We start from the raw sequence: 23728 nt of genomic DNA on the forward strand, positions 1-23728 counted from the left end.
CGTTTGAGAGAAAATTTTCATAAAGGCTTTTTTTATCAAGGTTTATTACAAAGTTTATTATTGTATTTGTCTCATAATTGAACAGGTATAGTTTTGATTGTTGAAGTTTAGAAAATCTGCCTATGTGTTTTAAGAGCAAAGAAAAGAATGTGGCAATATATGCACAAAAATTTGTTTCTGCTACACGGAAGGAGGTTGTAATGGGATTTTTTAATTTTATTAAAACTGTAGGGGAAAAGTTAGGTATTGGGGACCATGAACCAAAAGAAAAAGATTTTAAGACGGCATTTGATCATTTTCAACTCGGTACAGAAAAAGTAAATATTCAAGTTGAAGACGGTAAAGCTATTTTAAGCGGTGAAGTTCCAGACAGGGAAACACTTGAAAAAGCACTGCTAGTTGTTGGCAATTCACAAGGTATCTCTTCTGTAGATGTTGATCAATTAAAGGTTATAGATACAACGCCCAGAAAACCTTCTCGCTTTTATGAGGTTAAATCTGGTGATAATCTTTGGAAAATTGCTGAAGAGGTTTATGGAAAAGGGCAAGGTAATAAAAACACTTTTATTTTTGAAGCCAATAAGCCAATGCTAAAATCTCCCGATAAAATTTATCCTGGACAAGTTTTACGTATTCCTGAAATTGACCATAGTTAATTCATCAAAGGGGATAATTTTTTACTGATGGCATTAAACAAAAAATAAAGAAGCGTGCAAAAGTTTCACGCTTCTTTATTTTAAAAGTGTGTATTATAAAAAAGGAATTTAGTGACCAGGAGAGGATTTAGAAGGTGATGGTGTTTTCATAGCGTTTACAGAGAAATCAACATCAATCGTTCCTGCTTTCTCAAATGTCAATTTTGCGCTAATTTTATCACCTAACTTGAATGGTTGTGAAAGCCCCATAAACATAATATGATCGCCGCCAGGCTTAAGCGTAATTTCGCCATTTCCCGGAATTTCAATGCCATTGTGCATTTTTTCCATTTTCATAATATCATTAACGACAGCCATAGAGTGTATCTCTGTTTTTTTTACTCCGTTTGTGGAAATAGAAACCAAACGGTCTGGGGTATTACTGTGATTAATAATGTAGAGATAACCGCTACCAACTCTTATACCTCTAGGTGTTTCGCGTGTCCAAGGATTGAGAATTTCTATGTCGCCAAGTTGATATTGCTGAGCACCTGCAGGCAGGGTTATACCAGCAAAGAGAAGAGCACACACGATATTTATGATAACCTTTTTGTATGGATATTGTGTATTTATTATATTCTTAAAGATAAGATTTGTTATTTTCTTAATAATAGATGTCATCATTGATTTACCCTCCTTCATAAGGTTCACACTTTGAATAACTGTTTATTTTAGCAGAGCTTTTATTTAAAATAAAAGAAAGAAATGCTAAAATGAAATTGATTTGAATATGAGAATAAAAATCATAGAATTCTTTGATTTTAAAGGAAGATAATAAGGTTTACAATGACAACACACCTCTTAACGCTTCCGTGTTCATCTCATAATAGTGTTTGTAAATGGTATAAAATCTATGATGCACTACTATTTTACTTAATAAAGATATAACACAGAACAATCATCAACCACTTTACCAATTTTTAATATTACGACAGCTCTTGGTATCTTAAAGCGTTTATACAGAGACATTTTTATATATTTTCAAAATTCAAAATTATACAGTTAAGAAAAAACGCTTTAGGTGAGTTTAAAGCACATCTTTCAAATAGCAGTAAACAATGAGACCGTTAAAAGGAGAATTTTTGAAAGGAGATCGATAAATAATATCTCTACTGATATGAGCATTAGATATGATGACTATTTTAGTCCAAGGAAAATTTATAATATTCGTGATATAAATTATTCGCCTTTTAAAAAGCTTTTACGTGAGTATCTTTTGTTAATGATGAGAAAATTAAGAGCGAGAGTGTAATCATTCTTTTGTTTTTTAATTTTTATAGAAAGATATATTTATTGAAAATTGCAAGAAAAATATATTATGATCTCAAGTCTCTCATAAATATGGTATTTATGGGTCATTAGAGCGCCTATTTTAAAATAAATTTTTTATTTTGGAGATGTTTCTCTCATTATTCTCTTGTAGCAATAAAAGCCTGTTCTTATATACGAGGCAGCAAGGCTTATTGCGACTTGCAATTTAATTATTTTATGTTGCTTAAAGCAATATATGGGCTTTGAGTGTTATGAGGAGCTGTCTTAAAAAGATGCTTTATGAAGGTTGAGGTAGCTTGCTGAATGGAGATTATAATATGGCAAAAGTAATTGGTATTGATTTGGGGACAACGAACTCTTGTGTGGCTGTTATGGATGGCAAAAACGCAAAGGTTATCGAGAACTCAGAAGGAGCACGAACAACACCTTCCGTTGTTGCCTTTACTGATGGGGGAGAGCGGCTTGTTGGACAGCCTGCTAAACGGCAGGCGGTAACAAATCCTGAAGGGACAGTTTTTGCAGTTAAACGTTTGATAGGGCGTCGTTTTGATGATCCTATGGTTGAAAAAGATAAAGCACTTGTGCCTTATAAAATTGTTAAAGGTGACAATGGTGATGCATGGGTTGAAGAAGCGGGTAAGAAATATTCTCCATCGCAAATTTCAGCTATGATTTTGCAAAAGATGAAGGAAACAGCTGAATCTTATCTGGGTGAAAAAGTTGAACAAGCGGTTATTACTGTTCCTGCTTATTTTAATGATGCGCAACGCCAAGCGACTAAAGATGCGGGTAAAATTGCTGGACTTGAAGTTTTACGGATTATTAATGAGCCGACTGCTGCTGCTTTAGCTTACGGTTTGGATAAAAAAGACGGAAAAACAATTGCTGTTTACGACCTTGGTGGTGGTACATTTGATATTTCAGTACTTGAAATTGGAGATGGCGTTTTTGAAGTTAAATCAACCAATGGAGATACGTTTTTAGGGGGTGAAGACTTTGACATGCGCTTGGTTGGTTATTTTGCAGATGAATTCAAAAAAGAGCAAGGAATTGATCTGAAAAATGATAAACTCGCTTTACAGCGCTTAAAAGAAGCGGCAGAAAAAGCAAAAATAGAGCTTTCTTCGTCACAGCAAACAGAAATCAATTTACCATTTATCACGGCAGATCAATCAGGTCCCAAGCACTTAACAATGAAATTGACTCGGGCAAAATTTGAATCTCTGGTTGACGATTTAGTGCAGCGCACCATCGAGCCTTGTAAAGCTGCGTTAAAAGATGCTGGATTAAAGGCCGGTGAGATTGACGAAGTTGTTTTGGTGGGTGGTATGACACGTATGCCCAAGATTCAGCAAGTCGTGCAAAGCTTCTTTGGTAAGGATCCACACAAAGGCGTTAATCCTGATGAAGTTGTTGCAATGGGTGCTGCCATTCAAGGGGGTGTATTGCAAGGCGATGTCAAAGACGTGTTGCTTCTAGATGTAACACCTTTATCCTTGGGGATCGAAACCTTGGGTGGTGTTTTTACACGTCTCATTGAGCGCAATACCACTATCCCAACGAAAAAATCTCAGGTTTTTTCAACAGCTGATGATAACCAGAGTGCTGTGACTATTCGTGTTTTCCAAGGTGAACGGGAAATGGCGAGCGATAATAAGTTATTGGCTCAATTTGATCTTGTTGGTATTCCTCCAGCACCACGTGGTATACCTCAAATTGAAGTTACTTTTGATATTGATGCGAATGGTATTGTTAATGTTTCGGCCAAAGATAAGGGAACTGGTAAAGAGCATCAAATTCGTATTCAGGCATCAGGTGGTTTAAGTGATGCTGATATTGAAAAAATGGTACAGGATGCGGAAGAGCATGCAGCTGAGGATAAAAAACGCCGTGAAGGTGTTGAAGCTAGAAATCAAGCCGAAGCTCTTATTCATTCAACTGAAAAGTCACTCAATGAATATGGCGATAAAGTATCAGCTGAAGAAAAAGGACAGATTGAAACAGCAATATCTGATTTGAAATCTGCGCTTGAAGGCAGTGATACTGAAGAAGTAACAACAAAGATGCAAAAATTAGCTGAAGTCAGTATGAAGCTTGGACAGGCTATGTATGAAGCTTCACAAGCAGCGAGCGCTGACACTGAAACAGAAGCAAAGAATGACGATGTTGTTGATGCTGATTTTGAAGAAGTTAATGATAAGAAGAAATAGTGTCAGCATATGTGTTGATTAATTTATAAACCCGGCCTTTGAAATATAAGGCTGGGCTTTATTATTTGAGTGAGTTGCAACTTTGTTGCTAAAAATATAAATTAAAAGCAATCTTATCCATGAAGATGGATGACAGAGAAATTATCAGGAATACATGATGAAGGTTGACTATTATGAAATTCTTGGCGTGACTCGTGAATGTGATGATAAAAAGTTGAAATCTGCTTTTCGTAAGTTGGCAATGCAATATCATCCTGATCGCAACGCCGGGGATAAAGAGGCAGAGCGAAAATTCAAAGAAATTGGCGAAGCCTATGAAGTCCTTAAAGATCCCCAAAAGCGTGCTGCTTATGATCGATTTGGTCATGCGGCTTTTGAAAATAGCGGTAGTCAAGGAGGAGCAAATCCCTTTGGAGGTTTTGCTGCTGGTGGTGGGTTTGCTGATATTTTTGAAGATTTTTTTGGCGAAATTATGGGAGGTGCGCACCGTAAGCGTGGTGATGGTCGCGAACGTGGTGCAGATCTGAGTTATAATATGGAAATAACCTTAGAAGAGGTATTTTCAGGAAAAACTGCAGAAATTACTATTCCCAGTTCCGTTACGTGCGATGTTTGTGAAGGATCAGGAGCGAGAAAGGGCTCTAAGCCGCAAGTTTGTGGAACATGTCATGGATCTGGTCGTGTGCGTGCTGCGCAAGGTTTCTTTTCTATTGAGCGAACATGTCCTTCATGTCATGGACGTGGTGAAACTATTATGGATCCATGCTCAAAATGTCAGGGGACACGACGCATAGAGAAAAAACGTTCATTGAGCGTGAATGTTCCAGCTGGTATTGAAGATGGAACGCGTATTCGCCTTTCTGGTGAGGGTGATGCTGGTATTCGTGGTGGCCCCAATGGTGATCTTTATATTTTCCTTTCCGTTAAACCGCATGAATTTTTTCAGCGAGAAGGAGCAGACCTTCACTGTCGCGTTCCTATTTCAATGGTAACAGCTGCTTTAGGAGGAGAGTTTGAAGTTTCCGATCTTGATGGTGTTAAAGCGCGTGTTAAGATCCCAGAAGGGACACAGAATGGACGTCAATTCCGCCTTAAAGGCAAAGGTATGCCCATGTTGCGCCGTCAGCAAGCAAGGGGTGACCTTTACATCCATATCACGATTGAGACACCACAGAAATTAACGCAAGAACAACGTGAACTATTGCAAAAGTTTGAAAAACTTTCAAATCATGAGAATTCACCGCAATCACATGGCTTTTTTTCACGTATGAAAGAATTTTTTGAAAATATTTCTGGTTAAAATATGTGAATGTTCTCAGAATAGATTAGAAAAAACTTTTGGAAGGTTATTTTAATTAAGCTTTCTATAGCCTTATCATCTGTGAAAAGCATTTTTTTCTTGAAAAGAAAAGAGAGAAACGATTAATTTAGGGTAAGTGCCTGCCACTGATAGTTTTTTACATTTAACGAGTTTTATGGATAAGTCTTATTTTTGAGTATCTATGATATTTTAAAAAGGACTTATCCATACAAGAAGAACGCAATTGAGTGACTAATTTCCAGTGTCATGATAACTGCCTTTATGCATTCGGCATTTTTTGTATTTATTGTTTTACTCAAAATGCCTTTTTAAAAGCCCTATGCTAAAACTGTCAAATAGGTAGTAGCCTACCAAAAAGTAGCTAAATAAGCTGTTAGACAATCCATTTTTTTCAAATAAAATATCAACTCCTCATAACCAATTTTATTTTTGGCATTTTTGATAGTCTTAAAAATTGCTTGGATAAGGTTACAGTGCTAAGTCAACCTATTTCTTATCTTGGTGATCTGTTAATTTTATTATTATAAGAAAATTTTGTTTTTATCTTACAAAATCAATGGTTGTATATATTCTTATTCATTGTTAAGTATCCATAGGCGTAAACTAACGAGTCGAATGTACGGCATAGCTTAAAATTTTTTCAGAACTTTGCTTTTCAATTTTATACATAAAATCATAAAATAATGACGTTTTGTACGCCTGTTTTGTTTAATTTTTCGCTGTCAATTTTTTGAGGAAGTTGTTTTCTTGTTTCATTTCGTTATTACTTTTCCTAAATTCCACTAAGAGATGGTAAAAAGTGATGAGGAGGCCCTATTAATGGATGATGCTAAAAACGGTGCTGTAGATGTTTTAGAAAAACAAGCAGCATTTCTATCGTCTGCTTTACCATATATGCAAAAATACGAAAATGAAACGGTTGTGGTAAAATATGGCGGTCATGCTATGGGTGATCCTGCCTTGGGGCGAGCATTTGCGCGTGATATTGCTCTATTAAAGCAATCGGGGATTAACCCTGTTGTTGTTCATGGTGGTGGGCCTCAAATTGCTGAAATTTTGATGAAAATGGGGATTGAATCACGATTTGAAAACGGTTTACGGGTAACCGACGAGCGGATCGTTGAAGTCGTTGAAATGGTTTTGGCCGGTTCCATAAACAAAGAAATTGTCGCTCTCATCAATGCAGAGGGTGAATGGGCAATAGGATTATGTGGCAAGGACGGCAATATGGTTTTTGCCGAAAAGGCTTATAAAACTGTCATTGATCCTGATTCGAATATTGAACGTGTTTTAGATTTGGGATTTGTTGGTGAGCCTATTGAAGTTGATCGCACATTGCTGGATCTTTTAGCATGTTCTGAAATGATACCAGTTCTTGCTCCTGTGGCTCCAGGACGCGATGGAAAAACCTATAATATTAATGCTGATATTTTTGCTGGGGCTATTGCTGGTGCATTAGAGGCTAAACGCCTTTTATTTCTCACTGATGTTCCTGGTGTTTTGGATAAACAGGGCCAACTTTTAAAAGAATTGACAGTTTCTGAAGCAGAGAAACTTATCAAAAATGGAACAATTTCAGGAGGCATGATTCCAAAAGTAGAGACTTGTATAAAAGCCCTTCAAAATGGTGTGGAAGGTGTTGTCATTTTAAATGGTAAAACTCCTCATTCTGTTTTACTAGAACTGTTTACCGAACAGGGAGTTGGAACGCTTATTGTTTCATAAATTGTGCGGAAAATTGGAGGAGAAAGCCTTTCATGACAAATATAAAACAGCTTAAATATCCTTTATTAAGTAAGCCAGAATTAGCAATATTTGCTGCAACAATATTGTGGGGTATTACGTTTTTAGTCATTCATATTGCAGTACGCTATAGTGGTCCCCTGTTTTTTGTTGGATTTCGTTTTATTGTTGCATCTCTTATATGTGGAGCAATTTTTTGGCGCTCTATAAAAGGTATAACGGTTTATGAAGTTTTCGCTGGGATGGCGATTGGTTTAGCCATGTTTTTTGGTTATGCTTTTCAAGCAGCTGGACTTCAAACAATTATTAGTAGTCAGTCAGCTTTTATTACAGCGCTTTATGTACCTATGGTTCCAATCTTGCAATGGATTGTTTTTAAAAAACCTCCCCGTTTTGCTTGTTGGGTTGGTATTGTTTTCGCTTTTATCGGGCTTGTACTTATTTCAGGACAAAAGCCGGGAAATTTTGATTTTTCAAAAGGCGAAATTTTGACTTTGTTAGGTGCTTTAGCGATTGCTGGAGAAGTCATACTCATCGGAATTTTTGCCAATAAGGTTGATAGTCGGCGTGTGACCATTATTCAGTTATTTTTTAGTGGTTTTTTTTCATTTGCTTGTATGCCTTTGATGGGTGAAAGCATCCCTGAATTTTCGTGGGTATGGTTTAATATTGGTATAGGATTGGCATTAATGAGTGCCATCATTCAATTAGCTATGAATTGGGCACAAAAGTCCATTTCCCCTACACGTGCGACACTCATTTACGCAGGTGAACCGGTATGGGCTGGTATTGTTGGGCGTTTGGCTGGAGAACATTTATCTCCCTTAGCTTTATTGGGCGGTTTGCTTATTCTGATTGGGATCATTGTGGCTGAATTACAACCTTCACAATGGCGTAAAAAAAACAAAGCAATTGAAAAAATTGATTAGCTATGCACCTTTTCTATTATGATTTTATTACATGAGATTTTTGCTTGCAAAGTTTTCATTTTTGAGGCTTTTTTTAATATGAAGATAAAGGAGGCTTTATAAGCTATTCCAGCTTTTGTATAGTAAATTGGAGCAATAATATTTATCTGTCTTCTTAACCTCTGAAACGGGAAGTCAACGTTCATTGAGTCAAAGCATGAAGTGGTAAAGACAAAAAACAGCTTTCATCTTTACTGTTATTGTTAAATTTAGCTTTACAATTTTCAAAAACATCCATGGTAATGTTTTTGAATAATGAAAATTACGCACTGTCGCACTTTATTTCTTTTGTTATTTCATGGGATCACGCTTTTCACGTAAAATAGAACGCCTAAAGCAGCCTCCCATAATGTTGTATATTAACGCGTTTTTTAAAAAGACAATTTTCTTAATATACATCATATTCATTGACGGTCCGCGTGAAGTATAGAAAAACTACAGAGCATCATCGTTTTACTTAAATAAAAGGCACTAGCATTTTCTTTGTCAGTTCTCAATATTATGACAGCCTTTGGCATTTGAAAGAGAGAGAGGCATGTTTACTCATTTCTTAAACGTTTTTATCCATATACTAGCCCTGTTTTATAATGGGGAAGCAAAAAATTTGATTGATTCACTATGAAAAGATTTAAAATGAGAAAGGCTCGCGATATTCATGTTATTTTATATAAGATTGCTAAAAAAAGCAGGTTATTGCGTATAAATAAAAAAGCATTTCTTGCGAATTTTATTGCAAGCTTAAGTGATATACACGCCCATCATATAAATATTATAACACATTGATTTGTAATTATAATATAGAATTATTCACATTGAATTAGAACCCTGAATACCGTAAAATTTTCTCACTTCAAATCGTTTTCATATTAAATCAATCCAAATCTACTTGCTGACACGTTACAAGCAGGTAGTCCATGTGGGTAAAAACTGTACAGGAAAGGCATATCTCTTATAAACTTTTTCAAGTGTAAAGGATTGTTGCAACATTGGAGGCTGGCAAAATGTGTGATGGTATCGGTTTATCCAGCATATGAGTCATAAAATAAGATGTGAAAATATCATTTTAGCACCGTTGGATTTAATTTAGCAAATAAAAGCCTTATTTTTTAGGTTATGAAAAGTTGTGTTTTGAGAAGCTTTTTAGGTTTATATTCTTTTGATAGAAGCCGGAGCATAATTGGTCTTTGCGTTTTGTATTATTCTTTGCTAAATCGCCTTATATGACAATAGATCGTAATTATATTCGTAATTTTTCCATCGTGGCGCATATTGATCACGGCAAATCCACTTTAGCTGATCGTTTGATCCAAATAACAGGTGGACTTGATACACGTGAGATGAAAGAACAAGTACTCGATTCCATGGATATTGAGCGTGAACGTGGAATTACTATTAAAGCACAAACGGTACGTTTACACTATAAGGCAAAGAATGGTGAAACCTATATTTTAAATCTTATGGATACACCTGGTCATGTGGATTTTGCTTATGAGGTTTCGCGTTCATTGGCAGCTTGTGAAGGTTCTCTGTTGGTGGTAGATGCAAGCCAAGGTGTAGAGGCACAGACGTTAGCAAATGTTTATCAAGCGATTGATAATTCGCATGAATTGGTTGTTGTACTCAATAAAGTTGATCTTCCAGCAGCAGAACCTGAGCGTGTTAAAGAACAAATTGAAGATGTGATAGGCATTGATACATCTCAAGCAGTAGAAATATCAGCAAAAACAGGTTTGGGTGTTCCTGATGTTTTGGAGGCAATTGTTACACAATTACCACCTCCACATACAGGCGATGTTGCAAATCCCTTGAAAGCAATGTTGGTTGATAGCTGGTATGATGCATATCTTGGTGTCATTGTTTTGGTACGGGTGATAGATGGTATTTTAAAAAAAGGCCAAACCATTCGTATGATGGGTACGGGAGCAAAATATCCAGTTGAGCGTGTTGGGGTGTTTACACCTAAAATGGTACAGGTTGATGAGTTAGGACCAGGCGAGATTGGTTTTATCACTGCCTCTATCAAAGAAGTAGCAGATACACGGGTTGGGGATACGATTACTGAAGAGCGCCGTCCTTGTGAAAATGCTTTGCCTGGTTTTAAGCCGGCGCAACCAGTTGTATTTTGTGGTCTTTTTCCAATAGATGCTGCCGATTTTGATGATTTGCGTGCAGCCATGGGCAAATTACGCTTAAATGATGCGAGTTTTTCTTTTGAAATGGAAACATCCGCGGCTTTGGGATTTGGTTTTCGCTGTGGCTTTTTGGGACTTCTTCATCTTGAAATTATTCAAGAGCGGTTAGAGCGTGAGTTTAATTTGGATTTAATCGCGACAGCACCTTCGGTTGTTTATCGCATGAATATGAATGATGGTTCTGTTAAAGAGTTGCACAATCCAGCGGATATGCCTGATGTGGTTAAAATTTCTTCAATCGAAGAACCATGGATTCGGGCGACAATCATGACTCCTGATAATTATCTTGGGTCGATTTTAGAACTATGCCAAGAGCGGCGGGGGGTACAGGTTGGTTTGTCCTATGTTGGAACCCGTGCTATGGTAACGTATGATTTACCACTGAATGAAGTTGTTTTTGATTTTTATGATCGGCTAAAGTCAATCTCAAAGGGTTATGCTTCTTTTGATTATCAGATGACCGATTATGCGGAGGGGGATTTAGTTAAAATGTCTATTTTGGTAAATGGAGAGTCTATAGATGCATTGTCTATGCTTGTGCACCGCACGATTGCAGAAAAGCGCGGGCGTTCCATGTGTGAAAAACTGAAAGATCTTATTCCCCAACATATGTTTCAGATTCCAGTTCAAGCGGCTATTGGTGGTAAAGTTATAGCGCGTGAAACAATTCGTGCTTTGCGTAAAGATGTAACAGCGAAATGTTACGGGGGTGATGTCACGCGTAAGCGCAAACTTTTGGAAAAGCAAAAAGAAGGCAAAAAGCGGATGCGCCAATTTGGAAAAGTAGAAATTCCACAATCGGCATTTATTCAAGCGCTCAAAATGAACAAATAATGAAAAAAGGAGTATTTTCTCTCATTGATTGTGCTTTTGCTTTTGTCGATTGGTTCAGATGCTTAAAGAACACTTTTAAATAAAATTGCGCTGTGCTTCATATTTTTGTGTATTGCGTAATGGTGTCATGCTTCTCACGTAAAACAGAATGCTTTAAACGAAATACATTTATGTTGCATATTGGTGTGCTTGTTTTAGTGAATCATCACTCAATGCATCAAATTCCATTTCACAATGGGGCTGTAAAAAATATAAAGTAAAATACACAGTGAATAATATAAAATCCCTTTGGCATCAGCGTCTTTACGCGTCATAAAGGTGTAAAGCGCGCCCATCATACTCTTTTTCAGCTCAAAATATTATGGCAATCCTTATCACTTAAGAGAATTCATTAAAGATATTTTTACTCTTTACTTAAAGTGTTTCTTACCCACACACTAACTGCGTTTGTAACGTGCAAGGAAATGATAGTGATTGATTCACTATGAAAGGATTTGAAATGAGAGAATCCTTGTATTCGAGGTTATTATTCAAGTTAAAAAACGATGAAATATTATTATGAATTAATCTTGTGTTTAAGAACGTAAAAGATCATTAATGGATGTTTTTTCTCGTGTTTTTTGATCAACGCGTTTTACGATAACAGCGCAATAAAGGTTTGGTCCTGCATCACCATTTGGTAAAGGTTTTCCAGGGAGAGAACCTGGCACGACCACTGAATAGGCTGGTACTTCACCGATAAAAATTTCACCTGTTGTACGATCAATAATCTTTGTAGATTTTCCAATAAAGACTCCCATTCCCAAAACAGCACCTTCACGGATAATGCAGCCTTCAACAATTTCAGAGCGAGCACCGATAAAGCAATGATCTTCAATGATTGTTGGGTTTGCTTGCAGTGGTTCCAAAACACCTCCAATACCAACACCGCCAGAAAGATGGACATGTTTACCAATTTGTGCACAAGAACCAACGGTGGTCCATGTATCAACCATTGTGCCCTCATCTACAAAAGCACCAAGATTAACAAAGGATGGCATCAATATAACGTTGGGTGCAATGTAAGCAGAATAGCGTACAATGGCTCCAGGAACGGAACGGAAATCAGCACTTTTAAAATCTGCTTCTTGCCAACCAGAGAATTTTGAAGGAACTTTATCCCACCAATGTGTTCCATTGATTCCACCAGTAATAAGTTGCATAGGATTAAGCCGAAAAGAGAGCAAAACCGCTTTTTTCAACCATTGATGAACATGCCATTGTCCATTTTTTTGTCGTTCTGCAACACGGATTTCACCTTTATCAAGAAGGTTCAATGCATGTTCGACACTCTCACGGATTTCGCCTTTTGTGGTAGTATTGACAGAATCGCGATCGTCAAAAGCTTGTTCGATAATCATTTCAAGTTGTGTGAGATGGGTCATGACGAGAGTTCCGTTAAACAAGTTGAAAGCTTCAAGGTTTATTCTCTATGAACTACGCGAAGAAATGTGTTCAGTCAATAAAACGATGAGGAAGTAGAACAGGTGCATGAAAAAAAGCTGTAAAGAAAAAAGAAAAGAGGAGCAAGAAAATTGGACACCACTTCTCCATACGAAGGATGCTCTACAACAAATACATAAAATCTCTAATTCAGCACAAATGCGTTCGTCTACTTATCGTTTAGCCTATATCGATCAAGATTTTATAATGCGTCCAGAGTTGCGCTCACAACGTATTGGTCTTGAATTTTTAAAGCCGGAAATAACCCTTAAAGAATATGACATTCAATCAACAGTTGTTTTTTTTGGTGGTTCGCGTATTCCTGAACCTGGGCAAGCAGCGTGGGCTGCAAAAAATGAAATACAAAAGAAAAATTTGCATGCTATGTCACATTATTACGATGAAGCAAGAGAGTTTGCGCGTTTGTGCTCACTTTATTCCGCTACGACAGAATATCGTGAATTTGTGGTTGTTACGGGGGGCGGACCAGGAATCATGGAGGCGGGAAATCGTGGTGCTTGTGATGTTGGTGCCCCAACGATTGGCTTGAATATTATTTTACCACATGAGCAAGAGCCTAATTCGTATGTGTCGCCGCATTTGTGTTTCAATTTTCATTATTTTGGGATGCGCAAAATGCATTTTTTATTACGAGCGAAAGCATTAGCTATTTTCCCTGGAGGATTTGGGACTCTGGATGAACTGTTTGAGACGTTAACTTTAGTACAGACGGGGCGTATGAAACAGGTACCAATTTTATTGTTTGGCAAAGAGTTCTGGAGCAATGCTATCAATTTTGAGTATCTGTCTGAACAAGGTACAATTTCTCCTACTGATGTTAATTATATGAAATTTGTCAATACAGCAGCAGAAGCTTTTGAAGAAATTCGTTCTTTTTATAAACTGCCTTAACGACTTTTAAGACGTTCATTCTTGAAGGATAATTAATACTCTACTTTAGTTAAATAAAGTCCTGAAGGAGGAGCAACAACACCACAACGTTTACGATCTTTAGCATGAAGAGCTGCTTCGAGATCTTGAGCTGTCCAACGTCCAATACCCACTTCCATGAGGCTTCCTGCGAATGAACGGATTTGATGATGAAGAAAAGAACGAGCTTGCGCATAAAGGAAAATTTCTTCACCTTCTCTTTGAATATCGAGGCGTTCAAGGGTGCGAATAGGGCTTTTGGCTTGGCAATGTGCTGAACGGAAAGTGGTAAAATCATGTTTTCCTACAAGCTTTTGAGCAGCTTCATGCATGGCTTCAGCATTAAGAGGCTTTGGCAACCACCACACGCGTTTGGCATTTAAGGCTGGTGGAGAGCGACGATTAAGTATTTTAAAAAGATAATGGCGTTTGGTTGCGGAAAATCGTGCATCAAAGTCATCAGGGACATTTTGTACGTTTAAGATTGAAATCGCTTCTCCCTGTTTACGTAAAAGAGCATTGAGCGCATCACGTACAGTATGGGGATGCCAGTTTTTTATGAAATCAACATGCGCAACTTGTCCCGTAGCGTGTACGCCCGCATCGGTTCTTCCTGCTGTTGTTATGGTCAATTGTTGTCCACTAAAGGAAAAGAGCGCCTGTTCAAGAGCTCCTTGTATAGTGAGAAGTTTTGCTTGACGCTGCCAACCAGCATAATTTGAGCCATCATATTCAAGAGTGAGTTTAAAACGTGGCATCTTAAAAAACAGCAGAAATATGAGCGCCTCGCAAAAAGGTTGCGCTATCAAGGACTTTACCACCCGATCTTTGGAGAGAGGTTATTTCTATCCGCCCTTGTCCACAATGGACAATCAAAGAATCTGGTTCTATTCGTCCAATTTCAAGAGAAGGACCTGTTGTTAAGCGACTATCAAGAATTTTTACACGTTCTTCTCGTCCCCCAATATTCATATTGCACCAGCAGCCAGGAGAAGAAGAGAGCGCACGGATATGCCTATGAATAAACTCTGCAGGTTTTGTCCAATTAATGCGGGTCTCTTCCTTTTTGATTTTGGCAGCATAGGTGATGCCTTCCTCTGATTGTGGGGTCAGTTTAAGTTGTCCTTTTTCAAGAGTTGATAGGGTTTCTACCATAAGTTCTGCGCCAATATGTGAAAGTTTGTTTAAAAGCTCAGCAGTGGTGGTGTTATCAGTAATGGGGATGGAGCGAGAAAGAGCGATAGGTCCCGTATCAAGTCCTTCATCCATTTTCATGATCATAATACCTGTTTCTTTATCACCAGCCATAATTGCTCGTTGAATAGGCGCAGCACCACGCCAACGTGGTAAGAGTGAAGCGTGGGCATTAAAACAACCAAAACGCGGCGTTTCGAGAATAGCTTTGGGTAAAAGGAGTCCATAAGCCACCACAATAGCAGCATCAACAGAAAGTGCTGCAAATTGCTCCTGTTGTTCGATTGTTTTGAGTGTTTGTGGCGTAAAGATGGGAATAGATTTTTCTTGCGCTGCACTTTGAACAGCTGAGGGGATTAATTTAAGTCCTCGACGTCCTGCTGGGCGAGGGGGTTGACTATAAACAGCAACAACATCATGACCTGCATCCAATAAAGCATGTAAAATAGGAACAGAAAAATCTGGAGTCCCCATAAAAGCTAATCGTAAAGCCATTACAAAACTGCTTCCTGCATGTTTTTTTCTTTTGCGCGTTTTTTAAATTTTCGTATCACCATATCGCGTTTGATCTTTGAAATGTAATCAATAAAAAGGCGCCCATCTAAATGATCAATTTCATGCTGCAAGCAAGTTGCTAAGAGATCGTCTGCTTCAATTTCTGTTTGTTTTCCTTCACGGTTCTGATAGCGAACACGAAGGCGTTTAGGACGTTCAACCTCTGCAAAATAGTCAGGAATAGAAAGACAACCTTCTTTGTAAATATTACGTTCATCTGAAAGCCATAAAATTTCAGGGTTGATAATAACAAATGGTTTTTTCTGCTCATCTTCAGAATTTCCAGAGACATCTATAACCAACATACGTAGCGGTATACCAATTTGAATAGCAGCAAGACCAACGCCTTTAGCATTATACATGGTTTCCAACATATCATCCGCAAGTTTTTGGAGAGCTGAATCGACCTGCTCAACAGGTCTGGACACTTCCCGTAAAATCGGATCAGGTAAAGTAACTAAAGATCTCATTGGCATAAGTAGAGATTAATCAATGGTTTGTTATTGGTCAATATTGAATAACGGATTCTTGCGTTTTTTTACAACAAGAGCGTTATATTACAATTTATGTTTGATTCGTTTTTTTCCATACTCGTTGGTGAGTTTTTTTCTAAACTAATGCTTTTGCTTTTATTTATATTTGTCTGTTTGGCATTTTTTATGTTGATACATTCTCATCGAAAAAAAGCATTTTTGGAAAATGAAATTGCTGAACGCGCACGTGAGGCACAAATGCAGATGGCTACCTTGCTGAAAACACAAGCTGAAATGCAAGGGCGAATGCAAACGATGGCGGAAATTTTTGGTCAACGGCAGGCTGAATTGAATAAATCACTCAGTGAGCAACTCAATGGGATGACAACAAGCTTAGGCCAAACACTTCAGGTACAGACCAAATCCACTTATGAAAATTTGAATCGTTTGCAAGAGCGTTTAGCAGTGATTGATGCGGCGCAAAATAATATTCAATCGCTTACGGGACAAGTTGTTCAATTGCAGTCCATTTTAAGCAATAAGCAGACACGTGGTACTTTCGGTCAGGGGCGAATGGAAGCCATTATTGCCGATGCCTTACCAACAAATGCTTATGCTTTTCAGGCTGTTCTTTCCAATGGAAAGCGCCCAGATTGTCTCATTCATATGCCCAATAAAGCCCCTTCTCTTGTTGTTGATGCTAAATTCCCTCTGGAGGCTTGGAATGCTATGCGTAAGGCAGAATCAGCACAAGAGCGTCAAGAGGCAGAACGCCAATTTCGTACCGATATGGAAGTCCATATTCGTGATATTGCACAAAAATATTTGATTCCCGGAGAAACCCATGACACTGCTTTCCTTTTTGTGCCATCTGAATCGATTTTTGCAACAATTTATGAGGATTTTGAGGCATTGGTACAAAAATCCAATAGAGCCCATGTGATTATTGTTTCACCATCTTTGTTGATGCTCTCTGTCCAAGTAGTACAAACCATTATGAAAGATGCACGGATGCGTGAACAAGCGCATTTAATTCAATCAGAAGTAGCAAAATTGATGGAAGATTTTGGACGAATGGATATACGTGTTCGTGCGTTACAGAAGCATTTTCACAAAGCAGGTGAAGATATAGAGGGAATTTTGATATCATCCTCCAAAATTATGAAACGGGCAAATCGCATTGAAACTGTCGAATTAAAAGAAAATTACTCTGAACCAACAAAAATAACAACATTGGCTCAGTCGCAAACATTGCGTTTTGCTGATGAGGAATAAAGCAAAGAAAGCTTCTTAGATATCACAAGTCAGATCATGTTCTTTATTGATTGGTAATACTTTTTTAGTATCTCTATCTTGTTTTATTTCTTAAACGAGAGGAATAGGAATATGCGACACCTTTTGTTTTTAGGGGCACTGGTGTTTTTGCTAGAGGGATGTGCAACAACCACTCCCATCCACACAAACAATGCTTGTGCTATTTTAGCACAAAAAAATGGTTTTTTTGACAATTGGGGTAAGGTGTCTCAAAGAGCGGAAATGCGCTATGGGATTCCTATGCCGATTATTCTTGCAACTATTAAGATGGAATCGAGCTTTCGTCACAATGCACGTCCTCCACGCAAGAAACTACTTGGTTTTATTCCATGGAAGCGTCGGTCGACAGCTTATGGTTATTCTCAAGCGCTTGACAGTACATGGGCAATGTATCTTCGCTCTACGGGCAGATCTTTTGCATGGCGTACGAATTTTGCAGATTCTGCTGATTTTGTTGCTTGGTACCATCGCCAAAGTGTTCAACGCAATGGGGTGAGATTTGATGATGCATATAGCCTTTATTTAAATTATCATATGGGACATGGTGCTTATGCGCGTGGCGGGCGTGTCACTGCTGCACTTTCACAGGCAGCACAGCGCATGGCAAGGATATCAAGGCTCTATGAACAGCAATTAAAGAGATGTGGATGGCATTAGGGAAGATTTTTGAAAATCTCAATTAGGGAATTGTTGCGGTAAAATTATTTGAGAGCCAAATTTCTTATGGCGTAATAAGGTTGTATCGTTTTTCTGATTGTTAAATGAAATAAATTGTTATTTTTTAGAATAAACCCAAGAGACAGAAAGCTTTTGCAATGCTCAATATATTTGACTGTACTCTCGATATTTTTACCTTCTTTGTTTAAAAAATTTACAATGGAAACTATATCCTATTTGGCTCAGGCATTTCGCACAGGTCTAAATATCAGAGATTATTAAAGAAAAATTTTAAAGTTTAATATCATTTTTTATTTTCATTATGCGTATTACTGGCTGATTATTACATGAATATTTTCTTTGTTAAGCGTATAAAATAGCAATCAAAAAAATGCAATTCGAGCATCATATTCAAAGTAAGAATCTCGAATGGCGTAGGGTTTTATCATTTCAGATCTCTTGAGATTAAATCAATAAAAACTATTGGCTTGCACATAACAAGCGTAATTGGCATGTGGATAAAAACTGTGAAAGAAAAGACTAAAAATGTTTTTTATGAACATTCTCAAATGTAAGAATTATCGGCAACATAGGGAATTAGCACATATAATGATGGCGCCACTTTGCTTTCACAACTCAACCTTGCTTGTGACGGGCAAGGAAACAAAATTAATTGATTCAATATGTTATTTAAGCGTGAATATACCTTAGTATTGAGCAGGTAGATGCTACTCAAGGTGGGCAATTTTTTAATTTGCAGGACATCTGACTAGGGTAAAAATACTCAAAAAAAGTTCTCATTCGCAATAACTGAGAAGTATATTTTAATATTTTATTCTCTCATCTCTGTTTAGGTACTTCGTACCTTTTAAAAAGATATAGATAACCAACATATTATGATTTTGTGGAAATATTGTGATAAAGGGAATTCAAAATTTGTCCTTTAAAACAAAGCGTAAGTTAAACAGCTCATCGTCTATTTCTATGCAAAGCATAAAAATTATCTACTTTTACAGTTACGACAGTAAAATTTTATAATCCAACAAATGATTAAAAATGTGTTATAATATCATAAAAATGCAAGGAATAGGCGCTATTGGAATGATGATTAAATAGCACATAGACCTTTTAAATTGATGCACACATTCTCTATTATAATTAACCCTTGATAGGATAGCTGGTCCTTTTGGTGGAGCTAAGCGGGATCGAACCGCTGACCTCTTGCATGCCATGCAAGCGCTCTCCCAGCTGAGCTATAGCCCCTACAAAAACAATCTTTCCCAAAAGGGAAGTATACAATTTCAGCTTTTCTAGAACGATCAAAATTGAAGATCAAGAAGAATTTACATTCAATGGAAAAGATATCCTCTTTTACTTCTCTTAAGCATCGTCATCATTAGAAACACCGCCTCCGAGAATATCAGTAACGTCATCATCTTCATCGTCATCATCATGAGATAAAAATGTATCATCGTCATCACCGAGATCTACATCACTATCTTCTAAATCAGGAAGATCGTCATCTTTAGAATCCTCATCATCCTCTTCAAGAAGCATAAAAGCAGATTTTTCAAGTGCTGTATCAAGCTCTTCAGCATCAACGTCTTCCTCATTGTTTGCTTCAGCTGCTGCAACTTCAAAGTAAGAACGCGGATAAGAAATTCCTGTATAGGGCGACACAATAGGATCGCGATTTAGATCGTAAAATTTTTTTCCCGTTTCTGGATCAACACGTTTAGTTCCAAGTTCTTGTTTTGCCATAAACCGTGCCTCTTTGATTAACTATTATTCCATTAAAAGATAAATTGTATGGTGCTTAATCGAAAAATAATGCCTTTGTCAAAGATAAATACACTGTTCCACAGTGATTTTTTCATGACGTCTTTTAAAGCATGTGCTAAAGGATGCACAATTTCATAAAAGTTAGATAGAATTAAATAGAATTTCCATGCAAAAAGCAATCCCTATAACCACCTATAAATCGAGTAGTCTCTCTGGAAAAATTAAAATACCAGGAGATAAATCAATCTCTCATCGCTCTCTTATATTGGGAGGATTAGCAAGTGGTGAGACACATATTCATGGATTACTTGAAAGCGCTGATGTACTCAATACAGCTGCTGCTATGCAAGCTATGGGTGCCTGTATTATTAAAAAAGATGGCTTCTGGACCATACGAGGAACAGGGAATGGTTGCCTTTTAGCTGCACAAAAACCTTTAGACTTTGGAAACGCTGGAACGGGTGCTCGTTTGGTTATGGGAATGGTTGGTCCATATCATATGAAAACAACCTTTATTGGTGATGCTTCTCTCTCTAAACGTCCAATGGGACGTATCCTTGATCCACTGCGTCTCATGGGGGTTGAAATTGAAGCAACGCACGACGATCACCTTCCTTTAACGCTTTATGGCCCGAAAATGGCTAATCCGATTCGTTACCGTGTTCCAATAGCTTCCTCTCAAATTAAATCAGCAGTCTTGCTTGCTGGACTCAATACCGCCGGCATTACAACTGTTATTGAACCAGTTCTGACACGAGATCATACGGAAAAAATGTTAAAAGCATTCGGTGCACAACTTGAAATAGAAAAAGATAATGAAGGTGCGCGTTTGATTCATCTTAACGGTCAACCCCATCTTATTGGGCAAACAATTCATATTCCGGGTGATCCTTCTTCTGCTGCTTTTCTAATTATCGCAGCCCTTCTTGTAGAAGACTCTGATATCACCATTGAAAATGTTTTGATAAATAACTCTCGAATGGGACTTATCGAAACATTGTGGGAAATGGGTGCTCAAATTGAATTTTTGAACCGACGTCAAACAGGTGGAGAGGATGTTGCTGATCTACGGATAAAATCATCGGTTCTTAGAGGCGTTACGGTGCCCAAAGAACGTGCTCCATCGATGATTGATGAATATCCTGCTTTGGCAGTAGCAGCAGCCTTTGCAGAAGGCAAAACAGTGATGTTAGGAATTGAAGAATTGCGTGTAAAGGAATCAGATCGACTGTCTGCTGTTGCTCAAGGATTAAAAATTAATTGCGTAGACTGTGAAGAAGGTCAAGATTTTCTTATTGTTTATGGGAAAGGTTCTGCCAAAGGTTTGGGTGGTGGACATGTCTCCACACATCTTGATCATCGAATTGCTATGTGTTTTCTCATTTTTGGGCTTGTATCAGAAAAACCTGTTACCATTGATGATAAACGAATGATCGCTACGAGCTTTCCAGAATTTATTCCTTTTATAAAACAACTTGGGGGGAAAATCGCTTGAAGCCTTTTGTTATTGCCATTGATGGACCTGCAGCCTCAGGCAAAGGAACCTTAGCACGCAAAATTGCTGTACATTATCGTCTTCGCTATCTCGATACTGGTCTTACTTATCGTAGTGTTGCTCATACGCTTTTACAACAAAATTTAGCTCTTAATGATGAAAAAAATGCTATTATTTATGCTAAAGAACTCGATTTTAACACCTTAAATCCTTCTCTTCTTTCTTCTCATGAACTTGGTGAAGCGGCTTCAAAAATAGCGATTAACCCTGCTGTACGCAAAATTCTTGTCGAAAAACAACGCAACTTTTCTAAAGTTTTACCCGGCTGTGTGCTTGATGGGCGTGATATCGGAACTATTGTTTGTCCTGATGCCGATATCAAGTTTTATGTTCTAGCCAATGTTCAAACACGCGCCAAACGTCGCTATCAGGAGATTTTAAAAAAAGGTGTTCAGGCAAATTATCATGAAATCCTAGCTCAACTTGAACAGCGCGACAGTCGCGATATAACGCGCAAACAAAGTCCACTAAAACCAGCAAAAAACGCCCACTTGCTTGATACGTCAGAATTGAGTATAGAAGCAACATTTGAAATTGCATGCAGTTTTATTGATCCAATCATAAAAATGCATATAATTGGATAAATTCGTTAAGGTAACTTCCAGCCTAGCGCTAACTTTTCTTCCTTTATTCAAGGAAAAAGGCTAGGAGTTGCTTATGTTAACACTAACCTAGCGCTCATACCTTATAATACAAGGTATATATTAGGAGTTCTTATGTCACAATACAATCCCACAACAGCGGATTTTGAAGCCCTTTTAACAGAATCTTTTCAAACTAATGATCTTAATGAAGGATCTGTTGTTAAAGGCCGTGTTATTGCAATCGAAAAAGACATGGCCATTATTGATGCTGGTCTTAAAGTCGAAGGACGTATTCCTCTCAAAGAATTTGGAGCTAAAGCAAAAGACGGTTCTTTGCAAGTTGGCGATGAAGTTGAGGTTTACATTGAACGCATTGAAAATGCGATGGGTGAAGCTGTTTTATCGCGTGAAAAAGCACGGCGCGAAGAAAGTTGGGTCCGTTTAGAGGAAAAATTCAATGCTGGTGCGCGCGTTGATGGAGTGATCTTTAGCCAAGTAAAAGGTGGTTTTACAGTCGATCTTGATGGTGCCGTTGCTTTCTTGCCGCGCAGCCAAGTTGATATTCGTCCCATTCGCGATGTTTCACCTCTCATGCATAATTCACAGTCCTTTGAAATTTTGAAGATGGATCGTCGTCGTGGCAATATTGTGGTCTCACGTCGCACTGTTTTAGAAGAAAGTCGCGCTGAGCAACGTTCAGAAATTGTACAAAATCTTGAAGAAAACCAAATCGTTGAAGGTGTGGTGAAAAATATCACAGATTATGGTGCCTTTGTTGATCTTGGTGGGATTGATGGTCTCTTGCACGTTACAGATATGGCATGGCGGCGTGTTAATCACCCATCTGAAGTGCTCACAATTGGCCAAACGATTAAAGTGCAGATTATTCGCATTAATCAAGATACGCACCGTATTTCTCTTGGAATGAAACAGCTTGAAAGTGATCCTTGGGAAAGCATCAGTGTTCGGTATCCGATTGGTAAAAAAATTACGGGTGCTGTTACCAACATTACTGATTACGGTGGTTTTGTTGAAATTGAACCAGGAATTGAAGGGCTGATCCATGTTTCTGAAATGAGCTGGACAAAGAAAAATGTTCATCCTGGAAAAATTCTGTCTACATCACAAGAAGTAGAAGTGGTTGTTCTTGAGATTGATCCTTCTAAACGGCGTATTTCTCTTGGCTTAAAGCAAACATTTGAAAATCCATGGGAAGCTTTTGCCAATAAATTTCCTGTCAATTCGCAAATTGAAGGAGAGGTTAAAAATAAAACAGAATTTGGTCTGTTTATTGGGCTTGAAGGCGATGTTGACGGTATGGTTCATTTGTCTGATCTTGATTGGAACCGTCCTGGTGAACAAGTCATTGATACTTACAATAAAGGCGATATCGTTAAAGCTGTGGTCCTTGATGTTGACATTGAAAAAGAGCGCATTTCTCTTGGAATTAAGCAGCTTTCCAGCGATAAAGTTGGAGAAGCAGCTGCTTCTGGCGAATTGCGAAAAGGTGCTGTTGTAACATGCGAAGTGATTGCTGTTAACGACAATGACATTGGTGTGAAATTGATTGACCACAACCTTGAGACAACCATTCGACGCGCTGATCTCGCGCGTGATCGTGATGAGCAACGTCCTGAGCGTTTTGCAATTGGGCAAAAGGTTGATGCTCGCATTACAGCATTTGATAAAAAAACACGTAAAATTTCAGTATCGATTAAAGCTTTAGAAATTGCAGAGGAAAAAGAAGCTGTTGCACAATATGGTTCTACAGACTCAGGTGCTTCTCTTGGTGATATTCTTGGTGCAGCTTTGAAAAAACAAGAACAAGATTAATCATCAATCACTAAAGTTGACGGTGTTATTAAGGTCACTCATTTTAGGGTGACCTTTTTATTTTCTAAAAAATTGTCTGCTTATTTTCTAATTATTGGCGTCAAAAATTATAAATGCTTGCAAATAAAAACAAA

18 protein-coding genes and 1 tRNA gene are annotated in these 23728 nt (G+C 37.9%); 12 read left to right on the plus strand and 7 right to left on the minus strand.

Going from position 1 to position 23728, the window contains the following annotated elements; genetic code table 11:
* Nucleotides 1-200 precede the first annotated feature (200 nt).
* On the plus strand, nt 201-656 hold the full coding sequence (gene lysM, locus ACFIKH_RS01450; protein WP_012754487.1) for a peptidoglycan-binding protein LysM: 456 nt from the start codon (nt 201-203) through the stop codon (nt 654-656).
* 108 nt (nt 657-764) lie between these two features.
* Here lysM and ACFIKH_RS01455 read toward each other — a convergent pair whose 3' ends face one another.
* Nucleotides 765-1319 carry a copper chaperone PCu(A)C gene (locus ACFIKH_RS01455; RefSeq protein WP_375625470.1) on the minus strand — a complete coding sequence of 185 codons (555 nt, stop codon included), beginning with the start codon at nt 1317-1319 and terminating at the stop codon, nt 765-767.
* A gap of 965 nt (nt 1320-2284) precedes the next feature.
* On the opposite strand from ACFIKH_RS01455, the gene dnaK reads away from it, so the two are divergent.
* The 5 genes from dnaK (at nt 2285) to lepA (ending at nt 11235) form a co-directional block, all read left to right on the plus strand.
* Nucleotides 2285-4177, plus strand: a complete 1893-nt coding sequence (gene dnaK / locus ACFIKH_RS01460; protein ID WP_273722421.1) for a molecular chaperone DnaK — start codon at nt 2285-2287, stop codon at nt 4175-4177.
* A 157-nt stretch (nt 4178-4334) separates the two neighbouring features.
* Nucleotides 4335-5477 (plus strand): molecular chaperone DnaJ, encoded by a 1143-nt coding sequence (gene dnaJ, locus ACFIKH_RS01465; RefSeq protein WP_375625469.1) that lies wholly within the window; start codon nt 4335-4337, stop codon nt 5475-5477.
* Nucleotides 5478-6317: 840 nt separating this feature from the next.
* Nucleotides 6318-7223: an acetylglutamate kinase gene (gene argB / locus ACFIKH_RS01470; protein WP_012754491.1), complete on the plus strand. Its 906-nt coding sequence runs from the start codon at nt 6318-6320 to the stop codon at nt 7221-7223.
* A gap of 32 nt (nt 7224-7255) precedes the next feature.
* Complete coding sequence (locus ACFIKH_RS01475) at nt 7256-8170, plus strand: DMT family transporter (RefSeq protein WP_375651647.1); 915 nt, start codon at nt 7256-7258, stop codon at nt 8168-8170.
* Nucleotides 8171-9429: 1259 nt separating this feature from the next.
* Nucleotides 9430-11235, plus strand: coding sequence for a translation elongation factor 4 (lepA, locus tag ACFIKH_RS01480; RefSeq protein WP_375641348.1), 1806 nt, complete (start codon nt 9430-9432; stop codon nt 11233-11235).
* A 575-nt stretch (nt 11236-11810) separates the two neighbouring features.
* Here lepA and dapD read toward each other — a convergent pair.
* Entirely contained in the window at nt 11811-12659 is an 849-nt protein-coding gene (dapD, locus tag ACFIKH_RS01485) for a 2,3,4,5-tetrahydropyridine-2,6-dicarboxylate N-succinyltransferase (protein WP_375651646.1), read from the minus strand.
* Nucleotides 12660-12765: 106 nt separating this feature from the next.
* Here dapD and ACFIKH_RS01490 point away from each other — a divergent pair, with 106 nt between their 5' ends.
* Nucleotides 12766-13629: an LOG family protein gene (locus ACFIKH_RS01490; protein WP_375625466.1), complete on the plus strand. Its 864-nt coding sequence runs from the start codon at nt 12766-12768 to the stop codon at nt 13627-13629.
* A 32-nt stretch (nt 13630-13661) separates the two neighbouring features.
* On the opposite strand, the gene truA is transcribed toward ACFIKH_RS01490, so the two are convergent.
* From truA to def, 3 genes are read right to left on the minus strand one after another with little or no spacing between them, the layout of a single operon-like run.
* Entirely contained in the window at nt 13662-14405 is a 744-nt protein-coding gene (truA, locus tag ACFIKH_RS01495; RefSeq protein WP_375625465.1) for a tRNA pseudouridine(38-40) synthase TruA, read from the minus strand.
* 1 nt (nt 14406) lies between these two features.
* The gene (gene fmt / locus ACFIKH_RS01500) at nt 14407-15336 is read right to left on the minus strand and encodes a methionyl-tRNA formyltransferase (protein WP_375625464.1); all 930 of its coding nucleotides are present in this window, start codon (nt 15334-15336) and stop codon (nt 14407-14409) included.
* Nucleotides 15336-15872, minus strand: a complete 537-nt coding sequence (gene def / locus ACFIKH_RS01505) for a peptide deformylase (protein ID WP_375653397.1) — start codon at nt 15870-15872, stop codon at nt 15336-15338. The genes fmt and def overlap by 1 nt, the downstream gene beginning before the upstream one ends.
* Before the next feature lie 90 nt (nt 15873-15962).
* Between def and ACFIKH_RS01510 the strand changes: the two genes are divergently transcribed.
* Complete coding sequence (locus tag ACFIKH_RS01510) at nt 15963-17144, plus strand: DNA recombination protein RmuC (protein WP_375670148.1); 1182 nt, start codon at nt 15963-15965, stop codon at nt 17142-17144.
* Between the two features lie 111 nt (nt 17145-17255).
* Nucleotides 17256-17840 carry a hypothetical protein gene (locus ACFIKH_RS01515; RefSeq protein WP_375670822.1) on the plus strand — a complete coding sequence of 195 codons (585 nt, stop codon included), beginning with the start codon at nt 17256-17258 and terminating at the stop codon, nt 17838-17840.
* 1187 nt (nt 17841-19027) lie between these two features.
* Here the strand turns inward: ACFIKH_RS01515 and ACFIKH_RS01520 are convergent.
* Nucleotides 19028-19103 (minus strand) — tRNA-Ala (locus ACFIKH_RS01520).
* Between the two features lie 117 nt (nt 19104-19220).
* Complete coding sequence (locus ACFIKH_RS01525) at nt 19221-19601, minus strand: TIGR02300 family protein (protein ID WP_012754501.1); 381 nt, start codon at nt 19599-19601, stop codon at nt 19221-19223.
* A gap of 187 nt (nt 19602-19788) precedes the next feature.
* Here ACFIKH_RS01525 and aroA point away from each other — a divergent pair, with 187 nt between their 5' ends.
* The 3 genes from aroA to rpsA all read left to right on the plus strand — a co-directional run bounded on the left by aroA (nt 19789) and on the right by rpsA (nt 23594).
* Nucleotides 19789-21117, plus strand: a complete 1329-nt coding sequence (gene aroA, locus ACFIKH_RS01530) for a 3-phosphoshikimate 1-carboxyvinyltransferase (RefSeq protein ID WP_375648471.1) — start codon at nt 19789-19791, stop codon at nt 21115-21117.
* Nucleotides 21114-21761 (plus strand): (d)CMP kinase, encoded by a 648-nt coding sequence (gene cmk / locus ACFIKH_RS01535; protein WP_375651642.1) that lies wholly within the window; start codon nt 21114-21116, stop codon nt 21759-21761. Before aroA ends, cmk begins: the two co-directional genes overlap by 4 nt.
* A gap of 132 nt (nt 21762-21893) precedes the next feature.
* Nucleotides 21894-23594 (plus strand): 30S ribosomal protein S1, encoded by a 1701-nt coding sequence (gene rpsA / locus ACFIKH_RS01540; RefSeq protein ID WP_026500132.1) that lies wholly within the window; start codon nt 21894-21896, stop codon nt 23592-23594.
* Nucleotides 23595-23728 lie beyond the last annotated feature (134 nt).

This window comes from Bartonella sp. SD1336NMGDW, assembly GCF_042193565.1.
Lineage (GTDB): Bacteria > Pseudomonadota > Alphaproteobacteria > Rhizobiales > Rhizobiaceae > Bartonella > Bartonella grahamii.